This is a genomic window from Rhodococcus sp. AW25M09 (genome assembly GCF_000333955.1).
Taxonomy (GTDB): Bacteria; Actinomycetota; Actinomycetes; order Mycobacteriales; family Mycobacteriaceae; genus Rhodococcoides.
Genome location: NZ_CAPS01000086.1, coordinates 1 through 17,636, shown reverse-complemented (window position 1 = coordinate 17,636; position 17,636 = coordinate 1). Strand labels below are relative to the sequence as shown.

General features: G+C 63.3%; 17 protein-coding genes. 16 read left to right on the top strand and 1 reads right to left on the bottom strand.

The window, feature by feature from the left end:
• Nucleotides 1–52 precede the first annotated feature (52 nt).
• From RHODMAR_RS17640 to nuoN, 15 genes are all read left to right on the top strand, one after another.
• Nucleotides 53–499 (top strand): hypothetical protein, encoded by a 447-nt coding sequence (locus RHODMAR_RS17640; RefSeq protein ID WP_042939745.1) that lies wholly within the window; start codon nucleotides 53–55, stop codon nucleotides 497–499.
• A gap of 254 nt (nucleotides 500–753) precedes the next feature.
• A complete protein-coding gene (locus RHODMAR_RS17635; RefSeq protein ID WP_008717049.1) occupies nucleotides 754–1,113 on the top strand; it encodes an NADH-quinone oxidoreductase subunit A in 360 nt (119 codons plus the stop codon).
• A 55-nt stretch (nucleotides 1,114–1,168) separates the two neighbouring features.
• On the top strand, nucleotides 1,169–1,723 hold the full coding sequence (locus RHODMAR_RS17630; RefSeq protein ID WP_008717047.1) for a NuoB/complex I 20 kDa subunit family protein: 555 nt from the start codon (nucleotides 1,169–1,171) through the stop codon (nucleotides 1,721–1,723).
• Nucleotides 1,720–2,382, top strand: coding sequence for an NADH-quinone oxidoreductase subunit C (locus tag RHODMAR_RS17625; protein ID WP_008717045.1), 663 nt, complete (start codon nucleotides 1,720–1,722; stop codon nucleotides 2,380–2,382). The genes RHODMAR_RS17630 and RHODMAR_RS17625 overlap by 4 nt, the downstream gene beginning before the upstream one ends.
• Entirely contained in the window at nucleotides 2,382–3,680 is a 1,299-nt protein-coding gene (gene nuoD / locus RHODMAR_RS17620; RefSeq protein ID WP_008717043.1) for an NADH dehydrogenase (quinone) subunit D, read from the top strand. The genes RHODMAR_RS17625 and nuoD overlap by 1 nt, the downstream gene beginning before the upstream one ends.
• Complete coding sequence (gene nuoE, locus RHODMAR_RS17615) at nucleotides 3,677–4,702, top strand: NADH-quinone oxidoreductase subunit NuoE (protein ID WP_008717040.1); 1,026 nt, start codon at nucleotides 3,677–3,679, stop codon at nucleotides 4,700–4,702. The genes nuoD and nuoE overlap by 4 nt, the downstream gene beginning before the upstream one ends.
• Entirely contained in the window at nucleotides 4,693–5,994 is a 1,302-nt protein-coding gene (gene nuoF / locus RHODMAR_RS17610) for an NADH-quinone oxidoreductase subunit NuoF (protein WP_008717038.1), read from the top strand. The genes nuoE and nuoF overlap by 10 nt, the downstream gene beginning before the upstream one ends.
• Entirely contained in the window at nucleotides 5,991–8,420 is a 2,430-nt protein-coding gene (locus tag RHODMAR_RS17605; RefSeq protein ID WP_008717035.1) for an NADH-quinone oxidoreductase subunit G, read from the top strand. The genes nuoF and RHODMAR_RS17605 overlap by 4 nt, the downstream gene beginning before the upstream one ends.
• A gap of 26 nt (nucleotides 8,421–8,446) precedes the next feature.
• Nucleotides 8,447–9,727: an NADH-quinone oxidoreductase subunit NuoH gene (gene nuoH / locus RHODMAR_RS17600; protein WP_042939753.1), complete on the top strand. Its 1,281-nt coding sequence runs from the start codon at nucleotides 8,447–8,449 to the stop codon at nucleotides 9,725–9,727.
• Nucleotides 9,720–10,265, top strand: coding sequence for an NADH-quinone oxidoreductase subunit NuoI (nuoI, locus tag RHODMAR_RS17595; protein WP_008717024.1), 546 nt, complete (start codon nucleotides 9,720–9,722; stop codon nucleotides 10,263–10,265). Before nuoH ends, nuoI begins: the two co-directional genes overlap by 8 nt.
• Complete coding sequence (locus tag RHODMAR_RS17590; RefSeq protein WP_008717022.1) at nucleotides 10,262–11,038, top strand: NADH-quinone oxidoreductase subunit J; 777 nt, start codon at nucleotides 10,262–10,264, stop codon at nucleotides 11,036–11,038. Before nuoI ends, RHODMAR_RS17590 begins: the two co-directional genes overlap by 4 nt.
• Nucleotides 11,035–11,334 carry an NADH-quinone oxidoreductase subunit NuoK gene (gene nuoK / locus RHODMAR_RS17585; protein ID WP_008717020.1) on the top strand — a complete coding sequence of 100 codons (300 nt, stop codon included), beginning with the start codon at nucleotides 11,035–11,037 and terminating at the stop codon, nucleotides 11,332–11,334. The genes RHODMAR_RS17590 and nuoK overlap by 4 nt, the downstream gene beginning before the upstream one ends.
• Before the next feature lie 13 nt (nucleotides 11,335–11,347).
• Nucleotides 11,348–13,222 (top strand): NADH-quinone oxidoreductase subunit L, encoded by a 1,875-nt coding sequence (nuoL, locus tag RHODMAR_RS17580; protein ID WP_008717018.1) that lies wholly within the window; start codon nucleotides 11,348–11,350, stop codon nucleotides 13,220–13,222.
• Entirely contained in the window at nucleotides 13,219–14,826 is a 1,608-nt protein-coding gene (locus RHODMAR_RS17575) for an NADH-quinone oxidoreductase subunit M (protein ID WP_008717016.1), read from the top strand. The genes nuoL and RHODMAR_RS17575 overlap by 4 nt, the downstream gene beginning before the upstream one ends.
• The gene (nuoN, locus tag RHODMAR_RS17570; RefSeq protein ID WP_008717014.1) at nucleotides 14,823–16,403 is read left to right on the top strand and encodes an NADH-quinone oxidoreductase subunit NuoN; all 1,581 of its coding nucleotides are present in this window, start codon (nucleotides 14,823–14,825) and stop codon (nucleotides 16,401–16,403) included. The genes RHODMAR_RS17575 and nuoN overlap by 4 nt, the downstream gene beginning before the upstream one ends.
• 121 nt (nucleotides 16,404–16,524) lie before the next feature.
• Here nuoN and RHODMAR_RS17565 read toward each other — a convergent pair whose 3' ends face one another.
• Entirely contained in the window at nucleotides 16,525–17,175 is a 651-nt protein-coding gene (locus tag RHODMAR_RS17565; RefSeq protein WP_008717011.1) for a MerR family transcriptional regulator, read from the bottom strand.
• Nucleotides 17,176–17,286: 111 nt separating this feature from the next.
• Between RHODMAR_RS17565 and RHODMAR_RS17560 the strand changes: the two genes are divergently transcribed.
• A partial coding sequence (locus RHODMAR_RS17560) for a DUF4188 domain-containing protein (RefSeq protein ID WP_042939750.1) occupies nucleotides 17,287–17,636 on the top strand: 350 nt, incomplete at its 3' end.

Sequence of the window (17,636 nt, the reverse complement as noted above, 5' to 3'; positions counted from 1 at the left end):
CGGCCCAGACGGTTTCGGTCCCTCCTCGGGTGTGTCGCGGTAGCATCGGCCTGTGTCCGACGTCACAGCAGGAAAGAATCGAGCACCCCGTGTGCGGGTGCTCGTCTACAGCAGCGATGCCGGGACGCGGGCCCACGTGAGGTCTGCGGTGGGCACACGACCGGATTCTGCACTCGGCGAGATCGAGTACATCGACATCGCTACAGCGGCCGTCGTCGTCGAGCACATGGATGCCGGCGGCGTGAATTTGGCAATACTGGACGGCGAGTCCTCGCCGGTCGGCGGCCTCGGCCTGGCGAAGCAACTCAAGGACGAGATCGACAGCTGTCCGCCGGTCTTGGTGCTCATCGGACGTCCGGACGACGCGTGGTTGGCGGAGTGGTCTCGCGCGGAGGCTGCTGTTCCCCACCCGCTGGATCCGATTCGGCTCGGACGTGCTGTGGTCGATCTACTGAGGGCGCATTCTCTGAACCCGAGGTCCGGCGCACCGTCCCGTTAGATCGACGCCGAAGTCGGATGCGCTCGCCATCCGTCTCATCGAGCCGACAGCTCGAGGGTAAGTGATGTAAGTCACACCTTGAATGGCGTCTGGATTCGGGTGGGCCATGGGCGTCAACGGTTTACGAAACTGGCCTGCTCGAAATCCCGCGAGATCCGCACCGACCCCATACTGTGTGTTTCAGGTCACATTGGTACGGCCGTTGCATTTACTTCGCGACGCCGCGGTCGTCGATCGAGGGAGCGGATGCCCGAATGAACGCCTACGTTCCGATCCTCGTTCTCGGTGCCATTGCGGTCGTATTCGCGGTGTTCTCGGTGATGGTCGGCACCATGGTGGGGCCTGCCCGCTACAACCGAGCCAAGTTCGATGCATACGAATGCGGTATCGAGCCGACGATGCACGCGCCTACCGGGCAACGATTTCCGGTGAAGTTCTACCTGACGGCGATGCTGTTCATCATCTTCGACATCGAGATCGTCTTTCTCTATCCGTGGGCCGTCCACCTCGACGTACTGGGTGTGTTCGGGCTCGTCGCCATGTTGCTGTTCGTCGTCAACGTGTCGGTGGCCTACGTCTACGAGTGGCGACGAGGCGGACTCGGTTGGGACTGATCGACCGAGAGCAAAGCACTGTTCTCACTGAAGCGGATGCGAAAGAGCGTGATCGATGGGACTCGAAGAGAAGCTACCCAGCGGATTTCTGCTGACCACTGTCGAAGGGCTGGCCGGTTACGCCCGTAAGGGTTCGTTGTGGCCTGCCACCTTCGGTCTCGCGTGCTGCGCGATCGAGATGATGGCGACCACGTCCGGCCGGTTCGACCTCGCCCGATTCGGCATGGAGGCATTTCGCGCATCCCCGCGTCAGGCGGATTTGATGATCGTGGCCGGCCGCGTCAGCCAGAAGATGGGCCCGGTGCTGCGACAGGTGTACGACCAGATGGCCGAACCGAAATGGGTTCTGGCCATGGGGGTCTGCGCTTCCTCGGGCGGAATGTTCAACAACTACGCGGTGATTCAGGGCGTCGACCACATAGTCCCCGTCGACATCTACCTCCCTGGTTGTCCACCACGACCGGAGATGTTGCTGAACGCAATCCTGGAGCTGCACAAAAAGATTCAGCAGATGCCGCTCGGTGTCAATCGCGAGCAGGTGCGTGCGGCCGCCGAAGCTGCGGCGCTCTCGTCCACCCCGACGATCGATCTGAAGGGGCTGCTGCGATGACCACCCGCGGGCCCGGCGGGATGTTCGGTGTCCGGGGGACGGGAGACACCTCCGGTTACGGACGACTGCAGCCGCCGGTGGCACCGATGGACACGGCCGCGCGGCCCTACGGCGGCTACTTCGACGCTCTTGTCGACCGGCTGGCCACAGTTCTCGAATCCGGTGATACTGCGGTTCCATTCGAGGATGCCGTCGAACGGGTGGTGATTCATCGGGGCGAGTTGACGCTGCATCTCGAGCGGCAGTATGTGCCCACCGTGGCCCGAGTGCTGCGGGACGACGAGGAGCTCCGATTCGAATTGTGCACGGGCGCATCGGGCGTGCACTATCCGGACCAGGTCGGCCGCGAATTGCGTGCGGTGTACCACCTGGTGTCCATCACCCACGGGCGGCGCGTTCGACTCGAAGTTGCCGTACCCGACGCGGATCCACACACACCCTCGCTGTGCGGGGTGTATCCGACCAACGACTGGCACGAGCGCGAGGTCTACGACTTCTTCGGACTCGTCTTCGACGGCCACCCTGCCCTGACGCGGATCGAGATGCCCGACGACTGGGTCGGTCACCCGCAGCGCAAGGACTATCCGCTGGGCGGAATTCCCATCGAGTACAAGGGCGCTCGTGTGGCGCCTCCCAACGAGCGCAGGTCGTACAACTGATGAGCGCAACGAACGAGACGATCTACGCCGTATCGGGCCAGGACTGGGACGACGTCGTCGAACTGGCGCGCGAATCGAGCACCGAACGGATCGTGGTCAACATGGGGCCGCAGCACCCGTCCACGCACGGTGTGTTGCGGTTGATTCTCGAGATCGAGGGCGAAACGGTCACCGAGGCCCGATGCGGGATCGGCTACCTGCACACCGGAATCGAGAAGAACCTCGAATATCGCAATTGGACACAGGCCGTCACCTTCGTCACCCGCATGGATTATCTGTCACCGTTCTTCAACGAGACCGCCTACTGCCTCGGAGTGGAGAAGTTGCTCGACATCACCGACGACGTCCCCGAGCGGGCGACCGTCATTCGAGTGATGCTGATGGAGCTCAACCGAATTTCGTCGCACCTGGTCGCATTGGCAACGGGGGGTATGGAATTGGGTGCGGTGACGGCGATGTTGTTCGGCTTCCGCGAGCGAGAGCTGATTCTCGACGTCTTCGAGGCCATCACCGGGCTCCGGATGAATCACGCCTACATCCGTCCAGGTGGGCTGTCTCAGGATCTGCCGGGTGACGCGATCGAGAAGGTACGCGAGCTTCTGCGGGTGCTGCCCGGACGGCTCCGAGATCTCGAACTCATGCTCAACGACAACCCGATCTGGAAGGCCAGAACCGAGAACGTCGGATATCTGGACCTCACCGGATGCATGGCCCTCGGCGTCACCGGCCCGGTGCTTCGGTCCACCGGGCTGCCCTACGATCTGCGCCGATCCGATCCCTACTGCGGATACGAGAACTACGAGTTCGATGTCGTCACCGATACCGGAAGCGACTGTTATGGGCGTTATCTGATTCGGGTGGAGGAGATGAAGGAATCACTCAAGATCGTCGAGCAGACCCTCGATCGCCTTCGGCCGGGGCCTGTCGTGATCGACGACAAGAAGATCGCCTGGCCCGCCGAACTGGTTTCGGGACCGGACGGTCTCGGCAACTCTCAGGACCACGTGCGCACCATCATGAACACGTCGATGGAATCTCTGATTCACCACTTCAAACTGGTGACCGAGGGGATGCGGGTCCCGGCCGGTCAGGTGCTGTCCTCGGTGGAGTCGCCGCGAGGCGAGCTGGGCGTACACATCGTCAGCGACGGCGGATCGAAGCCCTACCGCGTGCATTTCAGAGATCCGTCCTTCACCAACCTGCAGGCGGTTGCCGCGATGTGCGAGGGCGGCATGATCTCCGACGTCATCGCGGCGGTCGCCAGTATCGACCCGGTGATGGGCGGGGTGGACCGATGACCGCACAGCCGTCGGAGCCGGTGTTGATTCAACTGGGAGCGCGCCCCGATGAGGCGGTGCAACTGGTCGGCCCCGGCGCACGAGCATCGTATCCTCCCGATGTCCTGACCCGTCTGCGCGCGGACGCCGACATCATCGTCGCTCGCTATCCGCAGGCCCGTTCCGCGTTGCTGCCACTGCTGCACCTGGTGCAATCCGAGGACGGTCATCTGACGCCCGCGGGCATCGAGTTCTGCGCCGAGGTACTCGAACTCACCGGAGCGGAGGTGACCGCGGTCGCGACGTTCTACTCCATGTACCGACGCGAGCCCACGGGCACGTACCGCGTCGGAGTGTGCACCAACACCCTGTGTGCCGTCATGGGCGGCGACGCGATCATGGACGCACTTCGGGATCACCTCGACATCGGCCACGGCGAGACGACCGAAGACGGCAAGATCACCCTCGAACACATCGAGTGCAATGCTGCGTGTGACTACGCACCGGTGATGATGGTCAATTGGGAATTCTTCGACAACAGGACTCCCTCGACCGCGCGCGAGCTGGTGGATGCGCTTCGATCCGGTGCACAGGTCACCCCTACGCGCGGCGCACCACTGTGCACGTTTCGCGAGACCGAACGCATCCTCGCCGGATTTGCCGACGATCGACCCGGGGCACTCGAATCCTCCGGCAGCGCAGGTGAAGCCAGCCTAGTGGGGCTGCGGTACGCGCGTGAGCATGCAATGTCGGCACCCGAGGCCGTAGGGCGACCCAACGCCGAGCACCCCGATCCGGTACCCGAAGCAGTGACAGAGACGGTACGAGACAAGCCGGCACCTGCCCCCTCGGCCACCGTGCCGCCGCAGGCCGGTACCACCGAGACCGTGCCGCCGCAGGCCGGTACCACCGAGACCGTGCCGCCGCAGGCCGGTACCACCGAGACCGTGCCGCCGCAGGCCGGTACCACCGAGACCGTGCCCCCACAGCCGAACACCACCGAAACCGATCCACCGACGAAGGGGGATTCCACATGGCCCTGACGCCGGTGTTGAGCGAGTTCTGGGACGAGAAGAACTCGTGGACTCTCGATACCTATCGAAGTCACGACGGATACGGAGGGCTCGAGAAGGCCCTTGCCATGGAACCCGATGACCTCATCGCGTTCGTCAAGGAATCCGGGTTGCGTGGCCGGGGCGGTGCGGGCTTCCCGACCGGAACGAAATGGAGCTTCATACCGCAGCACGACGGCAGAGAGCACTACCTGGTGGTCAACGCCGACGAGTCCGAGCCCGGTACCTGCAAGGACATGCCACTGCTCTTGGCGAGTCCGCACACTCTGATCGAGGGAATCATCATCGCTGCGTATGCGATTCGCGCATCGCACGCCTTCGTCTACGTCCGCGGTGAGGTGGTGCCGGTGTTGCGCAGGCTGCAGGCGGCCGTCGCCGAGGCCTACGCGGCCGGATATCTGGGCAACGGCGTACTGGGATCGGAATTCGACCTCGACTTGGTGATCCACGCCGGTGCCGGTGCGTACATCTGCGGTGAAGAGACAGCCCTTCTCGATTCACTGGAAGGCCGGCGCGGACAGCCTCGGCTGCGTCCACCGTTCCCCGCAGTAGCGGGCCTGTACGCGCGTCCGACCGTGGTCAACAACGTCGAATCGATTGCCAGCGTTCCGGTGATTCTGCGCAAGGGAATCGAGTGGTTCCGTTCGATGGGCAGCGAGAAGTCACCCGGTTTCACGCTGTACTCGATCTCGGGCCACGTCCGCCGCCCGGGGCAGTACGAGGCCCCGTTGGGGATCACCCTGCGGGAATTACTGGACTACGCAGGCGGAGTCAGGCCGGGACACGAACTGAAGTTCTGGACGCCGGGAGGATCGTCGACGCCGATGTTCACCGGCGATCACCTCGACGTTCCCCTCGACTACGAGGGCGTCGGAGCGGCCGGATCGATGTTGGGTACCAAGGCACTGCAGATATTCGACGACACGACCTGTGTGGTGCGAGCGGTGCTGCGATGGACGGAGTTCTACGCGCACGAATCCTGCGGAAAATGCACACCGTGTCGAGAGGGAACGTACTGGCTGGTGCAGATACTGCGTCGACTCGACGGCGGTACCGGCACCGAAGCCGATCTGACCACCCTGCTCGATATCGCGGACGGCATTGCCGGTAAATCGTTCTGCGCGTTGGGAGACGGTGCTGCGAGTCCTATCGTCTCCTCGCTGGCGCACTTTCGCGACGAATACGTTCGGCACGTGATCGAGCAGGGATGCCCGTTCGATCCGCACCGATCGACCCTGATGGCCGAGGAGTTGACGTCATGACGGAAGTGTCGGTGGAGTTGGTGACGCTGACCATCGACGACCGCGAAGTCAGTGTTCCGAAGGGCACGTTGGTGATCCGTGCTGCCGAGTCGATGGGGGTGCAGATTCCACGCTTCTGCGACCATCCTCTGCTCGATCCGGTGGGGGCGTGTCGGCAATGTCTGGTGGAGGTCGAGGGGCAACGCAAGCCGCTGGCATCCTGCACGACGACGGTGTCCGAGGGCATGATCGTACGCACGCAGGTGACGTCGGACGCGGCGGACAAGGCGCAGCGCGGCGTCATGGAATTGTTGCTGATCAATCACCCGCTCGACTGCCCGGTGTGCGACAAGGGCGGCGAGTGTCCGCTGCAGAACCAGGCGATGTCTGCGGGACGGACAGAGTCCAGGTTCTCCGAGACCAAACGAACGTACCCCAAACCGATTCCGTTGTCGGCCGAGATTCTGCTCGATCGGGAGCGCTGCGTCCTGTGCGCTCGATGCACTCGATTCGCGTCCCAGGTCGCCGGGGATCCCTCGATCGAGCTTCTCGAACGCGGAGCGGTGCAGCAGGTAGGCATCTTCGGCAACGAACCGTTCGACTCCTACTTCTCCGGAAACACCGTTCAGATCTGCCCGGTGGGGGCCCTGACCAACACCGAATATCGGTTCCGGGCGCGGCCATACGATCTCACCTCGTCGCCTAGCGTGTGCGAGCACTGCGCGGGGGGATGCGCTCAGCGCACGGATCACCGCCGCGGCAAGGTTCTACGTCGTCTGGCGGGAGACGATCCCCAGGTCAACGAGGAATGGAACTGCGACAAGGGTCGCTGGGCGTTCAAATATGCCACCGAAGCAGACCGCATCACCTCGCCGATGATTCGAGACGAATCGGGTGCTCTGGTCGAGACGTCGTGGTCGGCTGCACTGGCCGTCGCGGCAACGGGATTGGCCGCGTCGGTCGGATCAGCAGCGGTGCTCGTGGGCGGGCGGTCGACCCTCGAAGACTCCTACGCCTACGCCAAGTTCGCTCGAACAGTGCTGCACACCAACGACATCGACTTTCGCAACCGCAATCACAGCGCCGAGGAAGCAGAGTTCCTGGCTGCTCGTATCGCGGCGACCGGGATGGGTGTCACCTACAGCGACCTCGAGAATGCCCCCGTGGTGCTGCTGGTCGGGTTCGAGCCCGAGGAAGAGTCGCCGTTGGTGTTCCTTCGGCTTCGCGCAGCACACCGCACCCGTGGCGTTGTGGTCGCGTCGGTCGCGCCCTGGGCCAGCCGGGGCCTGCGCAAGCTGGATGGGGTTCTACTGCAAGCGATTCCCGGTGACGAGCCGCAGTGGCTGGCCGCGCTGCGCGTCGGCGATCGAAGCACCGAATCGGTGGCTCGGCTTCTTCGAGAGCCAGGGTCGATCGTTCTCGTGGGAGAGCGGCTCGGCTCCGTTCCCGGCGGACTGTCCGCAGTGTCGGCGTTGGCCGACGACACCGGTGCGAACCTGGCCTGGATTCCGCGGCGTGCAGGAGAACGGGGTGCCCTCGACGCCGGCGCGCTCCCGAATCTCCTGCCGGGTGGGCGGCCGGTGGCCGATTCGTCAGCACGCGCCGAGGTCGCGGCCGTGTGGGGGCAGGCCGATCTCCCCCCGGAGGCGGGGCGCGACACCGCGGCGATCCTGGCGAGCGCCGGTCCGGATCGCGCATTGATCACGGCAGGAATCGATCTCGACGATCTACCCGATCCTCACGGTGCGCTGGACGCAGTGGACCGATCGGCGTTCGTGGTCAGCCTCGAGCTGCGACACAGTGCGGTGACCGAGCGCGCCGACGTGGTGTTCCCAGTGGCTCCGGTGGTCGACAAGCCGGGAACGTTCGTCGACTGGGAGGGGAGGCATCGCACCTTCGACACAGCGCTCGGTGCAGGAGCGGTACTGCCCGATCAACGAGTACTCGACGCCATCGCCGCACAGATGGGCGTCGAACTGTCGCTGCCCGACGCGGCCGCAGCGCGAGGTGAGCTGGCGCGCTTGGGTACCTGGAACGGCCCGCGGACCACCGCAACTCGGGTGGCTCCGCGCGCGGACATGCCGTCACCGCCTCCCGGTCACGCGATCCTCGCTACCTGGCGGATGCTCATCGATTCGGGACGGATGCAGGACGGCGAAGAGAACCTCGCGAAAACCGCTCGGGAGCCGGTCGTCCGACTGTCTGCGGCGACGGCCTCGGGCATCCGAGCAGAGCGCGGTGATCGAGTGAGTGTCGAGACCGACCGCGGTTCGATCTCGCTGCCGCTGATGATCACCGATCTGCCCGACGGCGTGGTGTGGGTGCCGATGAACTCGCCCGGCTCGGCGGTCTACCGCTCTCTCGGCGCGGCGTCGGGTGATCTGGTGAGGCTGCGTACAGAGACAGCGGTTCCCGAGGCACGTCTCGACGAGGGGGTGTCGTCGTGATTGTCGCCGCGCCGCCCGATCTGTCGATGTTCGGCACCGACCCGTGGTGGTTGGTTCTCGGTAAAGCCCTGGCAGTCTTCGTCTTCCTGGTGCTCACGCCGCTGGTCGCGATCTATGCCGAGCGCAAGATCATGGCGTGGATGCAGATGCGGGTGGGGCCCAACCGGGTCGGCCCATGGGGAATATTGCAGTCGTTGATGGACGGGATCAAGCTCGCGCTGAAGGAGGGGATCACTCCGACCGGCGTCGACAAGCCGATTTACGTTCTGGCTCCGATTATCTCGGTGGTGCCCGCATTCATGGCATTCGCAGTGATCCCGTTCGGGCCCGAGGTATCGGTGTTCGGCACCACCACTCCGTTGCAGATGACCGACCTGCCGGTGGGGGTTCTGTACATTCTCGCCGTCACCTCGATAGGTGTGTACGGGATCGTGCTGGCCGGCTGGGCGTCGGGTTCGACGTATCCGTTGCTCGGCGCTCTGCGTTCGACGGCACAGGTGATTTCGTACGAGGTCGCGATGGGTCTGTCTTTCGCCGCAGTATTCCTCTACGCGGGCACCATGTCGACGTCCGGAATCGTTGCTGCGCAACAGAACACCTGGTACGTATTTCTGCTGTTGCCGTCGTTCCTGGTGTACGTGACGGCCATGGTCGGAGAAACCAATCGTGCTCCGTTCGATCTGCCCGAGGCAGAAGGGGAGCTGGTGGGAGGATTCCACACGGAGTACTCCTCACTGCGTTTCGCGATGTTCATGCTTGCCGAGTACATCAACATGGTGACCGTGTCGGCACTGGCGACCACACTGTTCCTCGGCGGCTGGCACGCGCCGATTCCGTTGAGTCTGTGGAGCGGTGCCAATTCCGGTTGGTGGCCGGTTCTGTGGTTCACCCTCAAGGTCTGGGTGTTCCTGTTCGTCTTCATCTGGCTGCGTTCGACTCTGCCCAGGTTGCGGTACGACCAGTTCATGAACTTCGGTTGGAAGATCCTCATTCCCGTTGCCCTGATCTGGGTGATGGTGATCGCGACCGTGCGGGTGGTCGGCGCCGATCGGTTCGACGTGCCCCTGATCACGTTCATCGTGTCGATGATCTTCGCCGCAGCAGTGCTGGCCTCGTTGTTGCTCATGGTGCGGCGACGTGCACGTGGTCGACATGTGACGCCGACTCCGCCCGTCGCCGAGTTCGACGCGATGTCAGGCGGATTCCCGATACCTCCCATCCCGGCCACGGACTCGACTGTTCGGAGCCGGCACGCCGGCACTCGGTCACGCGCGACCACGACACAGAAGGAGAACGCCGATGCCTGAATTTCTCGGACCTATCGCCGGATTCGGCGTCACCTTCGCCACGATGTTCAAAAAGCCCGAGACCGAACTGTATCCGGAAGAGAAGAAGCCGACCGAGGTTCGATACCACGGCCGGCATCAGCTCAATCGGTACGCCGACGGCCTCGAGAAGTGCATCGGTTGCGAGCTCTGTGCGTGGGCCTGCCCGGCCGACGCCATCTACGTCGAAGGCGCCGACAACACCGAGACCGAACGATTCTCACCCGGCGAGCGATACGGAGGGGTCTACCAGATCAACTACCTGCGGTGCATCGGCTGCGGACTGTGTGTGGAGGCATGTCCTACCAGGGCTCTGACGATGACCAACGAGTACGAACTCGCCGGTGACAACAGGGCAGATCTGATCTACGAGAAGGAAGCACTGCTGGCACCGATGGAGCCCGACATGGTGGCACCGCCGCATGCGATGGCACCGGGTTGCTCGGCCGAGGACTACTACCGCGGCATCGTCACCGGTGACGAGGGTGCGGCCGAAACCGAGGGCGGTCCGGTTCGATGACTGCGCAGGTAGTGGCCGTGCAGCTCGCTCTCGAGGCGACGTCCACCGGTGAGGCCGTTCAGTTCTGGAGCTTGGGTGTCGTCGCGGTCATCGGTGCGTTGGGCGTGGTGATGAGCACCAAAGCCGTGTACTCGGCGCTGTTTCTCGCCGCGACCATGGTGGTGCTCGCGACCTTCTACATGGCACAGGGGGCACTGTTCCTCGGTGTCGTGCAGATCGTCGTCTACACCGGCGCGGTGATGATGCTGTTCCTGTTCGTGCTGATGCTCGTCGGAGTCGACAGCTCTGAATCCTTGACGGAGACCCTGCGAGGGCACCGCATCGCGGCCGTGGTCATCGGAATCGGCTTCGGACTGTTGATCATCGGGGTACTGCTACGTGACGCTGCCCGCGGCGGTCGGCTCGACTTCGCCGGGCTCGATTCAGCCAACTCCACCGGAAACGTCGAGGGTCTCGCGGAGCTCATCTTCGTCGAGTACGTCTGGGCGTTCGAGCTGACCGGGGCGCTGTTGATCACGGCCACCATCGGGGCGATGATTCTGGCGCACCGAGAAGCTCTGGGACCGGTCAAGGGTCAGCGAGAGATGTCGCAGGATCGGTTCCGCGACGGCTCCAGGGTGACACCGCTGCCGAGCCCCGGTGTATTCGCCCGTCACAACGGCGTCGATCGCCGCGCTCTGCTCCCGGATGGAACCGAGTCCGAGTCCTCGGTCAACGCACTGTTCGCCGATCCACGGAGCCAGTACAAGGTGGACGGGGGTGACCAGCGATGAATCCCGAGAACTACCTCTACCTGTCGGTGCTGCTGTTCACCATCGGCGCGGCGGGCGTCATCGTCAGGCGAAACGCGATCATCGTGTTCATGTGCATCGAATTGATGCTCAACGCAGTCAATCTCGCGTTCGTCACGTTTTCCCGCATGCACGGCAATCTCGACGGGCAGTTGTTCGCGTTCTTCACCATGGTGGTCGCTGCTGCCGAGGTAGTGGTGGGCCTGGCGATCATCATGGCCATCTTCCGTTCTCGTCGCTCGATCTCGATGGACGAGAACTCACTGATGAAGAACTGACGGGGGAGCAGAAATGATGTCGATACTGTGGCTTCTCCCGGCTCTGCCGGCGTTCGGTGCGGCCGCCCTGCTGCTCGGTGGACGGCGCACCAACTCCTCGGGCCACCTGGTTGCGACGGCAGCAGCAGTGTCGTCGTTCGTCGTCGCGGCACTGGTATTCGCCTCGATGCTCGGACGCGAAGAGTCGAGCCGAGCACTCACCCAGACCCTGTTCCGGTGGGTTCCGGTCGACCAGCTGCAGGTCGACTTCGGCCTTCGAGCCGATCAGTTGTCGATCTGCTTCGTCCTCTTGATCACCGGAGTCGGGTCGTTGATTCACGTGTATTCGATCGGGTACATGAGTCACGACGCGGAGCGTCGACGCTTCTTCGCGTACCTCAACCTGTTTCTCGCGGCCATGCTGCTGCTGGTGCTCGCCGATAACTTTCTCGGTCTCTACGTGGGTTGGGAGGGAGTGGGTCTGGCCTCGTACTTGCTCATCGGCTTCTGGCAGCACAAGCCGTCCGCAGCATCGGCCGCCCGAAAGGCGTTCGTGGTCAACCGCGTCGGCGATATCGGCTTGGCCGTTGCCCTGATGATCATGTTCGTGAACTTCGGGTCGGTGCAGTACGACGTGGTGTTCGCCGGAATCGGCGGCGCGGGCGAGTCGGTGGCGACCGCCATGGCGCTGATGCTGTTGTTGGCGGCCTGCGGGAAGTCGGCACAGGTGCCGCTGCAATCGTGGCTGGGCGATGCGATGGAGGGTCCGACGCCGGTCTCGGCACTGATCCATGCAGCGACAATGGTGACCGCTGGGGTGTATCTCATCGTTCGATCGGGACCGGTGTTCGAGGCATCGCCGGTTGCGCGAGCGGCCACCGTCACCGTCGGCGGGGTCACGCTGCTGTTCGGTGCAGTCATCGGTTGCGCGAAGGACGACATCAAGAAGGCGCTCGCGGCGTCCACGATGAGCCAGATCGGGTACATGGTGCTCGCCGCCGGACTCGGCCCGTCCGGGTATCCCTTCGCCATCGCGCTGTTGCTCTCGCACGGTTTCTTCAAGGCCGGCCTGTTCCTGGGTGCGGGCTCGGTGATGCACGCGATGAACGACGAAACCGACATGCGACGGTTCGGCGGGCTCCGCGTCGCGATGCCGATCACCTTCGTCACGTTCGGTCTCGGTTACCTGGCCATCATCGGGGTACCGCCGTTCTCCGGCTTCTTCGCCAAGGATCCGATCATCGAGGTTGCTTTCGCGGCCGGGGGAGTGGCCGGCGCGGTGCTCGGCTGCGTGACGTTGCTCGGCGCAGGATTGACCGCGTTCTACATGACGCGGGTGATGCTGATGACGTTCTTCGGCCCGAAACGGTGGGCGGCGCAGGCACATCCGCACGAGGCACCGGCGACGATGACAGCTCCGATGATCGTCTTGGCTTTCGGTTCGGTGGCTGCGGGGGCGTTCCTGGCTGTGGGCGGACGCCTGGAGACATGGCTCGAACCGATCGTGGGCTCGGCCGAAGAAGAGCACGCGATACCGGCCTGGGTCATCACCGTCGCAGTACTGGTGGTGGTGCTCACGGGCGTCGGTGTCGCGTACAGCAAGTACATCGCCCGCGAGGTTCCCCCGACACCACCCGAGGATGTGTCACCGCTGACCAGAGCAGCGCGGGCCGACCTGTACGGAGACGCCGTCAACGAGGCCGCATTCATGCGTCCAGGGCACAAGCTCACGCGCGCATTGGTGTACGCCGACTCGGCGGGCATCGACGCCGTCGTGGATGGTGTGGGGAGATCGATCGGTAACGTATCGACTCGCTCCCAGCGGCTGCAGACCGGATATGTGCGGTCCTATGCGTTGGCGATGTTCGCGGGGGCCGTTCTCGTCGTTCTGATGGTGGTGGTCCTGTGACGATTCCCGGATTGACGGTGTTGTGGGTACTCCCGATTCTCGGCGCGATCATCGTCGCCCTGGTACCCGCCGACCGACCGACGATCGCACGTGGCGTCGCCGTGGGTTTCGCGACCGGCACCCTCGCGATCTCGGTGGCACTCGCAGTGTTGTTCGATTCCGGCGGAGACCGCTATCAGTTCGTCGAAGACCATTCGTGGATAGCAGCGTTCGGTGCGCGCTACACGCTCGGCCTCGACGGAGTCGGCCTCGTGCTGGTAATGCTCACCACCGTACTGACCCCACTGCTGCTCGTCGCGGGCTGGCACGACGGCAGCCGCGTAGCGAACTACGGATCACGTCGGGTCTCGCACACCTACATGGCCTTGATTCTGGTGGTCGAGTCGATGGTGATCGTCTCGTTCTTGTCGCTGGACGTGTTGTTGTTCTACATCTTCTTCGAGGCGATGTTGATTCCGATGTACTTCCTCATCGGCGGATTCGGTAATGCTTCTGGGTCGTTCCGCGGGCTCCACTCCGGTCCCGACGGGTCGTTCCGCGGGCTCCACTCCGGCGGCACCGAGAGAACTCGTGCTGCGGTGAAATTCCTGCTGTACAACCTGTTCGGCGGATTGGTGATGTTGGCTGCCGTCATTGGGTTGTACGTCGTCACCGCCAGGCCGGAGGGCCCGTTCGACGGGGGAACGTTCGATCTGCGCACGATTGCGGACACCGCGGCATCGGGCGGGCTCGGTGTGGATCCGGCGGTGCTCAACGCGCTGTTCCTGGGCTTCATGTTCGCCTTTGCGATCAAGGCACCGCTGTGGCCATTCCATACGTGGCTACCCGACGCCGCGGTACAGTCCACTCCCGCGACGGCCGTGCTGATGATGTCCGTGGTGGACAAGGTGGGTACGTTCGCGATGCTGCGTTTCTGCCTCGAGCTCTTTCCCGGGTCTTCGCAGACGTTCGCGCCGTGGATCATCACCCTTGCGGTGATCGGCATCGTGTACGGGGCGATACTGGCGATCGGTCAGACCGACATGATGAGACTGATTGCGTACACCTCGATTTCGCACTTCGGATTCATCATTCTCGGCATCTTCGCCATGACCGGACAGAGTCAGGCCGGTGCCACGCTGTACATGGTCAATCACGGAATCTCGACTGCCGCATTGTTCTTGATCGCGGGATTCCTCGTGTCCCGTCGTGGTTCACGGGCGATCGCAGACTACGGCGGTGTGCAGAAGGTCGCGCCGGTGCTCGCCGGAACCTTCCTGATCTCGGGACTGGCCACGCTCTCGCTTCCCGGTCTTGCTCCGTTCATCAGTGAATTCCTGGTATTGATCGGCACATTCGGTCGGTACGGTGTCGCCGCGATCGTGGCCACCGGGGCGCTTGTCCTGTCGGCGATCTACATCCTCTGGCTCTATCAGCGGGTGATGACGGGGCCGGTCCGTGGGGGCAACGAGAAGATCTCCGATCTCGTCCCTCGCGAGTTGGTGGTGGTGGTTCCGCTGATCGCACTGCTCATCGTGTTCGGGGTATATCCGAAACCGGCGCTCGATGTCATCACTCCGGCAGTGCAACCCACGATCGTCGACAGTTCAGGAGGTCAGCGATGACCACACCAGAGGTGCAGTACGGGCTGCTGTCGCCGATGCTGATCGTGTTCGGAGTCGCGGTTCTCGGGGTCCTCGTCGAAGCGTTCGTGCCGATGCGAGCACGTCGCGCAACGCATCTGGGTCTTGCGCTCGCGGGTCTGGTGGCGGCACTCGCTGCTGTCCTCGGTCTGGCCGGCACCGAGGCTTCCGCTATGTCCGGGGCCGTCGCCATCGATGGGCCGACGCTGTTTCTACAGGGAACCGTTGTATTGGTGGCGATTCCGGCCCTCGCGCTCCTGGCGGAACGCACCGTCGCAGTCACCGGGGCCGGTGCCGAGCGCCGAATCGACTCGTTCACGCCCCAGGCCTCCACCACTCCAGGAAGCGTGGCAGAGCGAGAAGCCGTCGACGCTGGAGCTGCTCAGACCGAGGTCTTTCCGCTGGCGATGTTCGCGATCGGCGGCATGCTGCTGTTTCCGGCGTCCGCGGATCTGCTGGCGATGTTCGTCGCATTGGAAGTACTGTCTCTTCCGCTGTATCTGTTGTGCGGTCTGGCCCGGCGACGCCGGCTACTGTCCCAGGAAGCAGCGCTGAAGTACTTTCTGCTGGGCGCTTTCTCGTCGGCATTTTTCCTGTTCGGAGTCGCGTTTCTGTACGGCTATGCCGGTACCGTCCGGTTGGACGGCATCGCCGACGCTATTGCAGTGGACGGCCAAGGCAGATCACTCGCGTTGATCGGTACTGCTCTGCTGGCCGTGGGGCTGCTGTTCAAAGTCGGTGCAGTGCCGTTTCATTCGTGGATTCCCGACGTCTACCATGGCGCACCGACGCCAGTGACGGCGATGATGGCAACGGTGACCAAAGTGGCGGCCTTCGGCGCGATTCTGCGCGTTTTCGGCATGGCGTTGCCCGGTCTCGAGTCGAGTTGGCGGCCAATGCTGTGGGTTGTGGCCATCGCAACGATGGTGCTCGGTTCCGTGGTGGCAGTGACTCAGACCGACGTCAAGCGCATGCTGGCCTACTCGTCCGTGGCGCATACGGGATTCATCCTCACCGGAGTGACTGCTCTGGGTAATTCAGGTGATGTGGGTAATTCAGGTGATGTGGGGGATTCGGGTGTCTCGGCCACGATGTTCTACCTGTTGGCCTACGCGTTCAGCACTCTGGGGGGATTCGCGATCATCGGTCTGGCCCGAGACGAACGCGGTGAGGTCGGTGATCTGGAGCGGTGGGCGGGTATCGGTCGTCGCTCGCCGCTGATTGCCGCGGTGTTCGGATTGTTTTTACTCTCGTTCGCCGGTATCCCGCTCACCAGTGGGTTCATCGGCAAATTCGCCGTGTTCAGTGCAGCCTCGGGCGCCGGGGGAGCCGCGCTGGTCGTGGTGGGAGTGGTGTGTAGCGCGATTGCGGCGTTCTTCTACGTTCGAGTGATCGTGCTGATGTTCTTCACCGATCCCACCGAGAAGACCGTAACGATGGTGCGCCCGACGGCATCGGTGTCGTGCGCAATCGGGGTATCGGTGGTCGTCACCGTGGTCCTGGGAGTCTTCCCTCAGCCCGTGCTGGACCTCGCGGCCCGAGCCGGTAGCTTCCTGTAGTCCCGGAAAGGCCACCCCGCCCGGTCCGCGCAACGTTCGCCGGGCAGTGTTCGTTGTCGACGAGCAGAGTTATCCACACCGGGAACGCTGCGCTTGGCCATCGAGCCTGCAGATGACGATTTCATACGCCGGACCGAGGATCTGGACACGTGTTCTCGATTTTGAAGCTGGCAGCTTCGAGACCGAGACGGCGTACTTCGACAATCGCCCGCTCGAGTATCACAGTGCCGATGAGCATCGTCTCGACGGACGCAGTACGGTCATCCTGCGCTCGGGCGTAACGTACCTCGCTGTCGGCGGTTCGTTCCACGTTGTCGGCGGCAACATCGAAATCGGTCAGCGCCGCGGGGAAATCGAACCTGCGCAAGGTCGCGACTAGCTCCGCCAGTCGGTGTTGTGCTGGCGCATCCTGGTCGACTGTCCAGCCTCTCGAGGCCAGCCATGCTTGCACCTCGTCGTAAGCTGCGAGCACGTCGGCATCGTCCTCACCTGGTTGGACCTTATCGAGACCATGCATGACCGCGCCGAACGTGTCATGCATCGACGTCGAATCGTCATCTACGGCAGCTATTGCCGCGCGCACGTGCGCTATCGACAACCCTCCGACTTCGATGAGGGCTCTGACGAGGCGCAACCTGCGGAGGTGTTGCTCCCCATACACCGCCTGGTTGGTCGCTGTTCGTAAACCGCCGGCCAGCAGGCCTTCGCGTAGGTAGTACTTGATGGAAGCGATGGACACGCCGCTGCGTTCGCTGAGCTCGGAAATCCTCATAGGGTGGCCCTTGACATCACCTACGGATAGTAGCACTATCGGTTATGGATACTGTCACTATCTGTCAACGGTCGCACTTGTCGGCCCTGAATGAGGAGAGGACACATCGCCGTGCTTCGACCGCAGGTCCACGCGGGCCGTTACACCGCAGAAGTCGACGACGATTTCGTCGTTTTTATCATCGGTATGCGTATCAATAAATTCTGGAAAGTGCACAAATGGATCCGGCCATTCGTGGCCATGCCTCGAATGTTGCGAGAACTGCGATCGCACCCCGAAAAAGGACTGTTGTGTGCTCGCGCATCCATGGGTGGTCGCACCGTCACCGTAGTGCAGTACTGGCGAAGCTTCGATGAACTCGAAGCATTCGCTAAAAACCCGCTCGACCCGCACATGCCTGCATGGAAGGCGTTCAATCAACGAGTGGGATCCAGCACAGACGTGGGGGTTTACCACGAGAC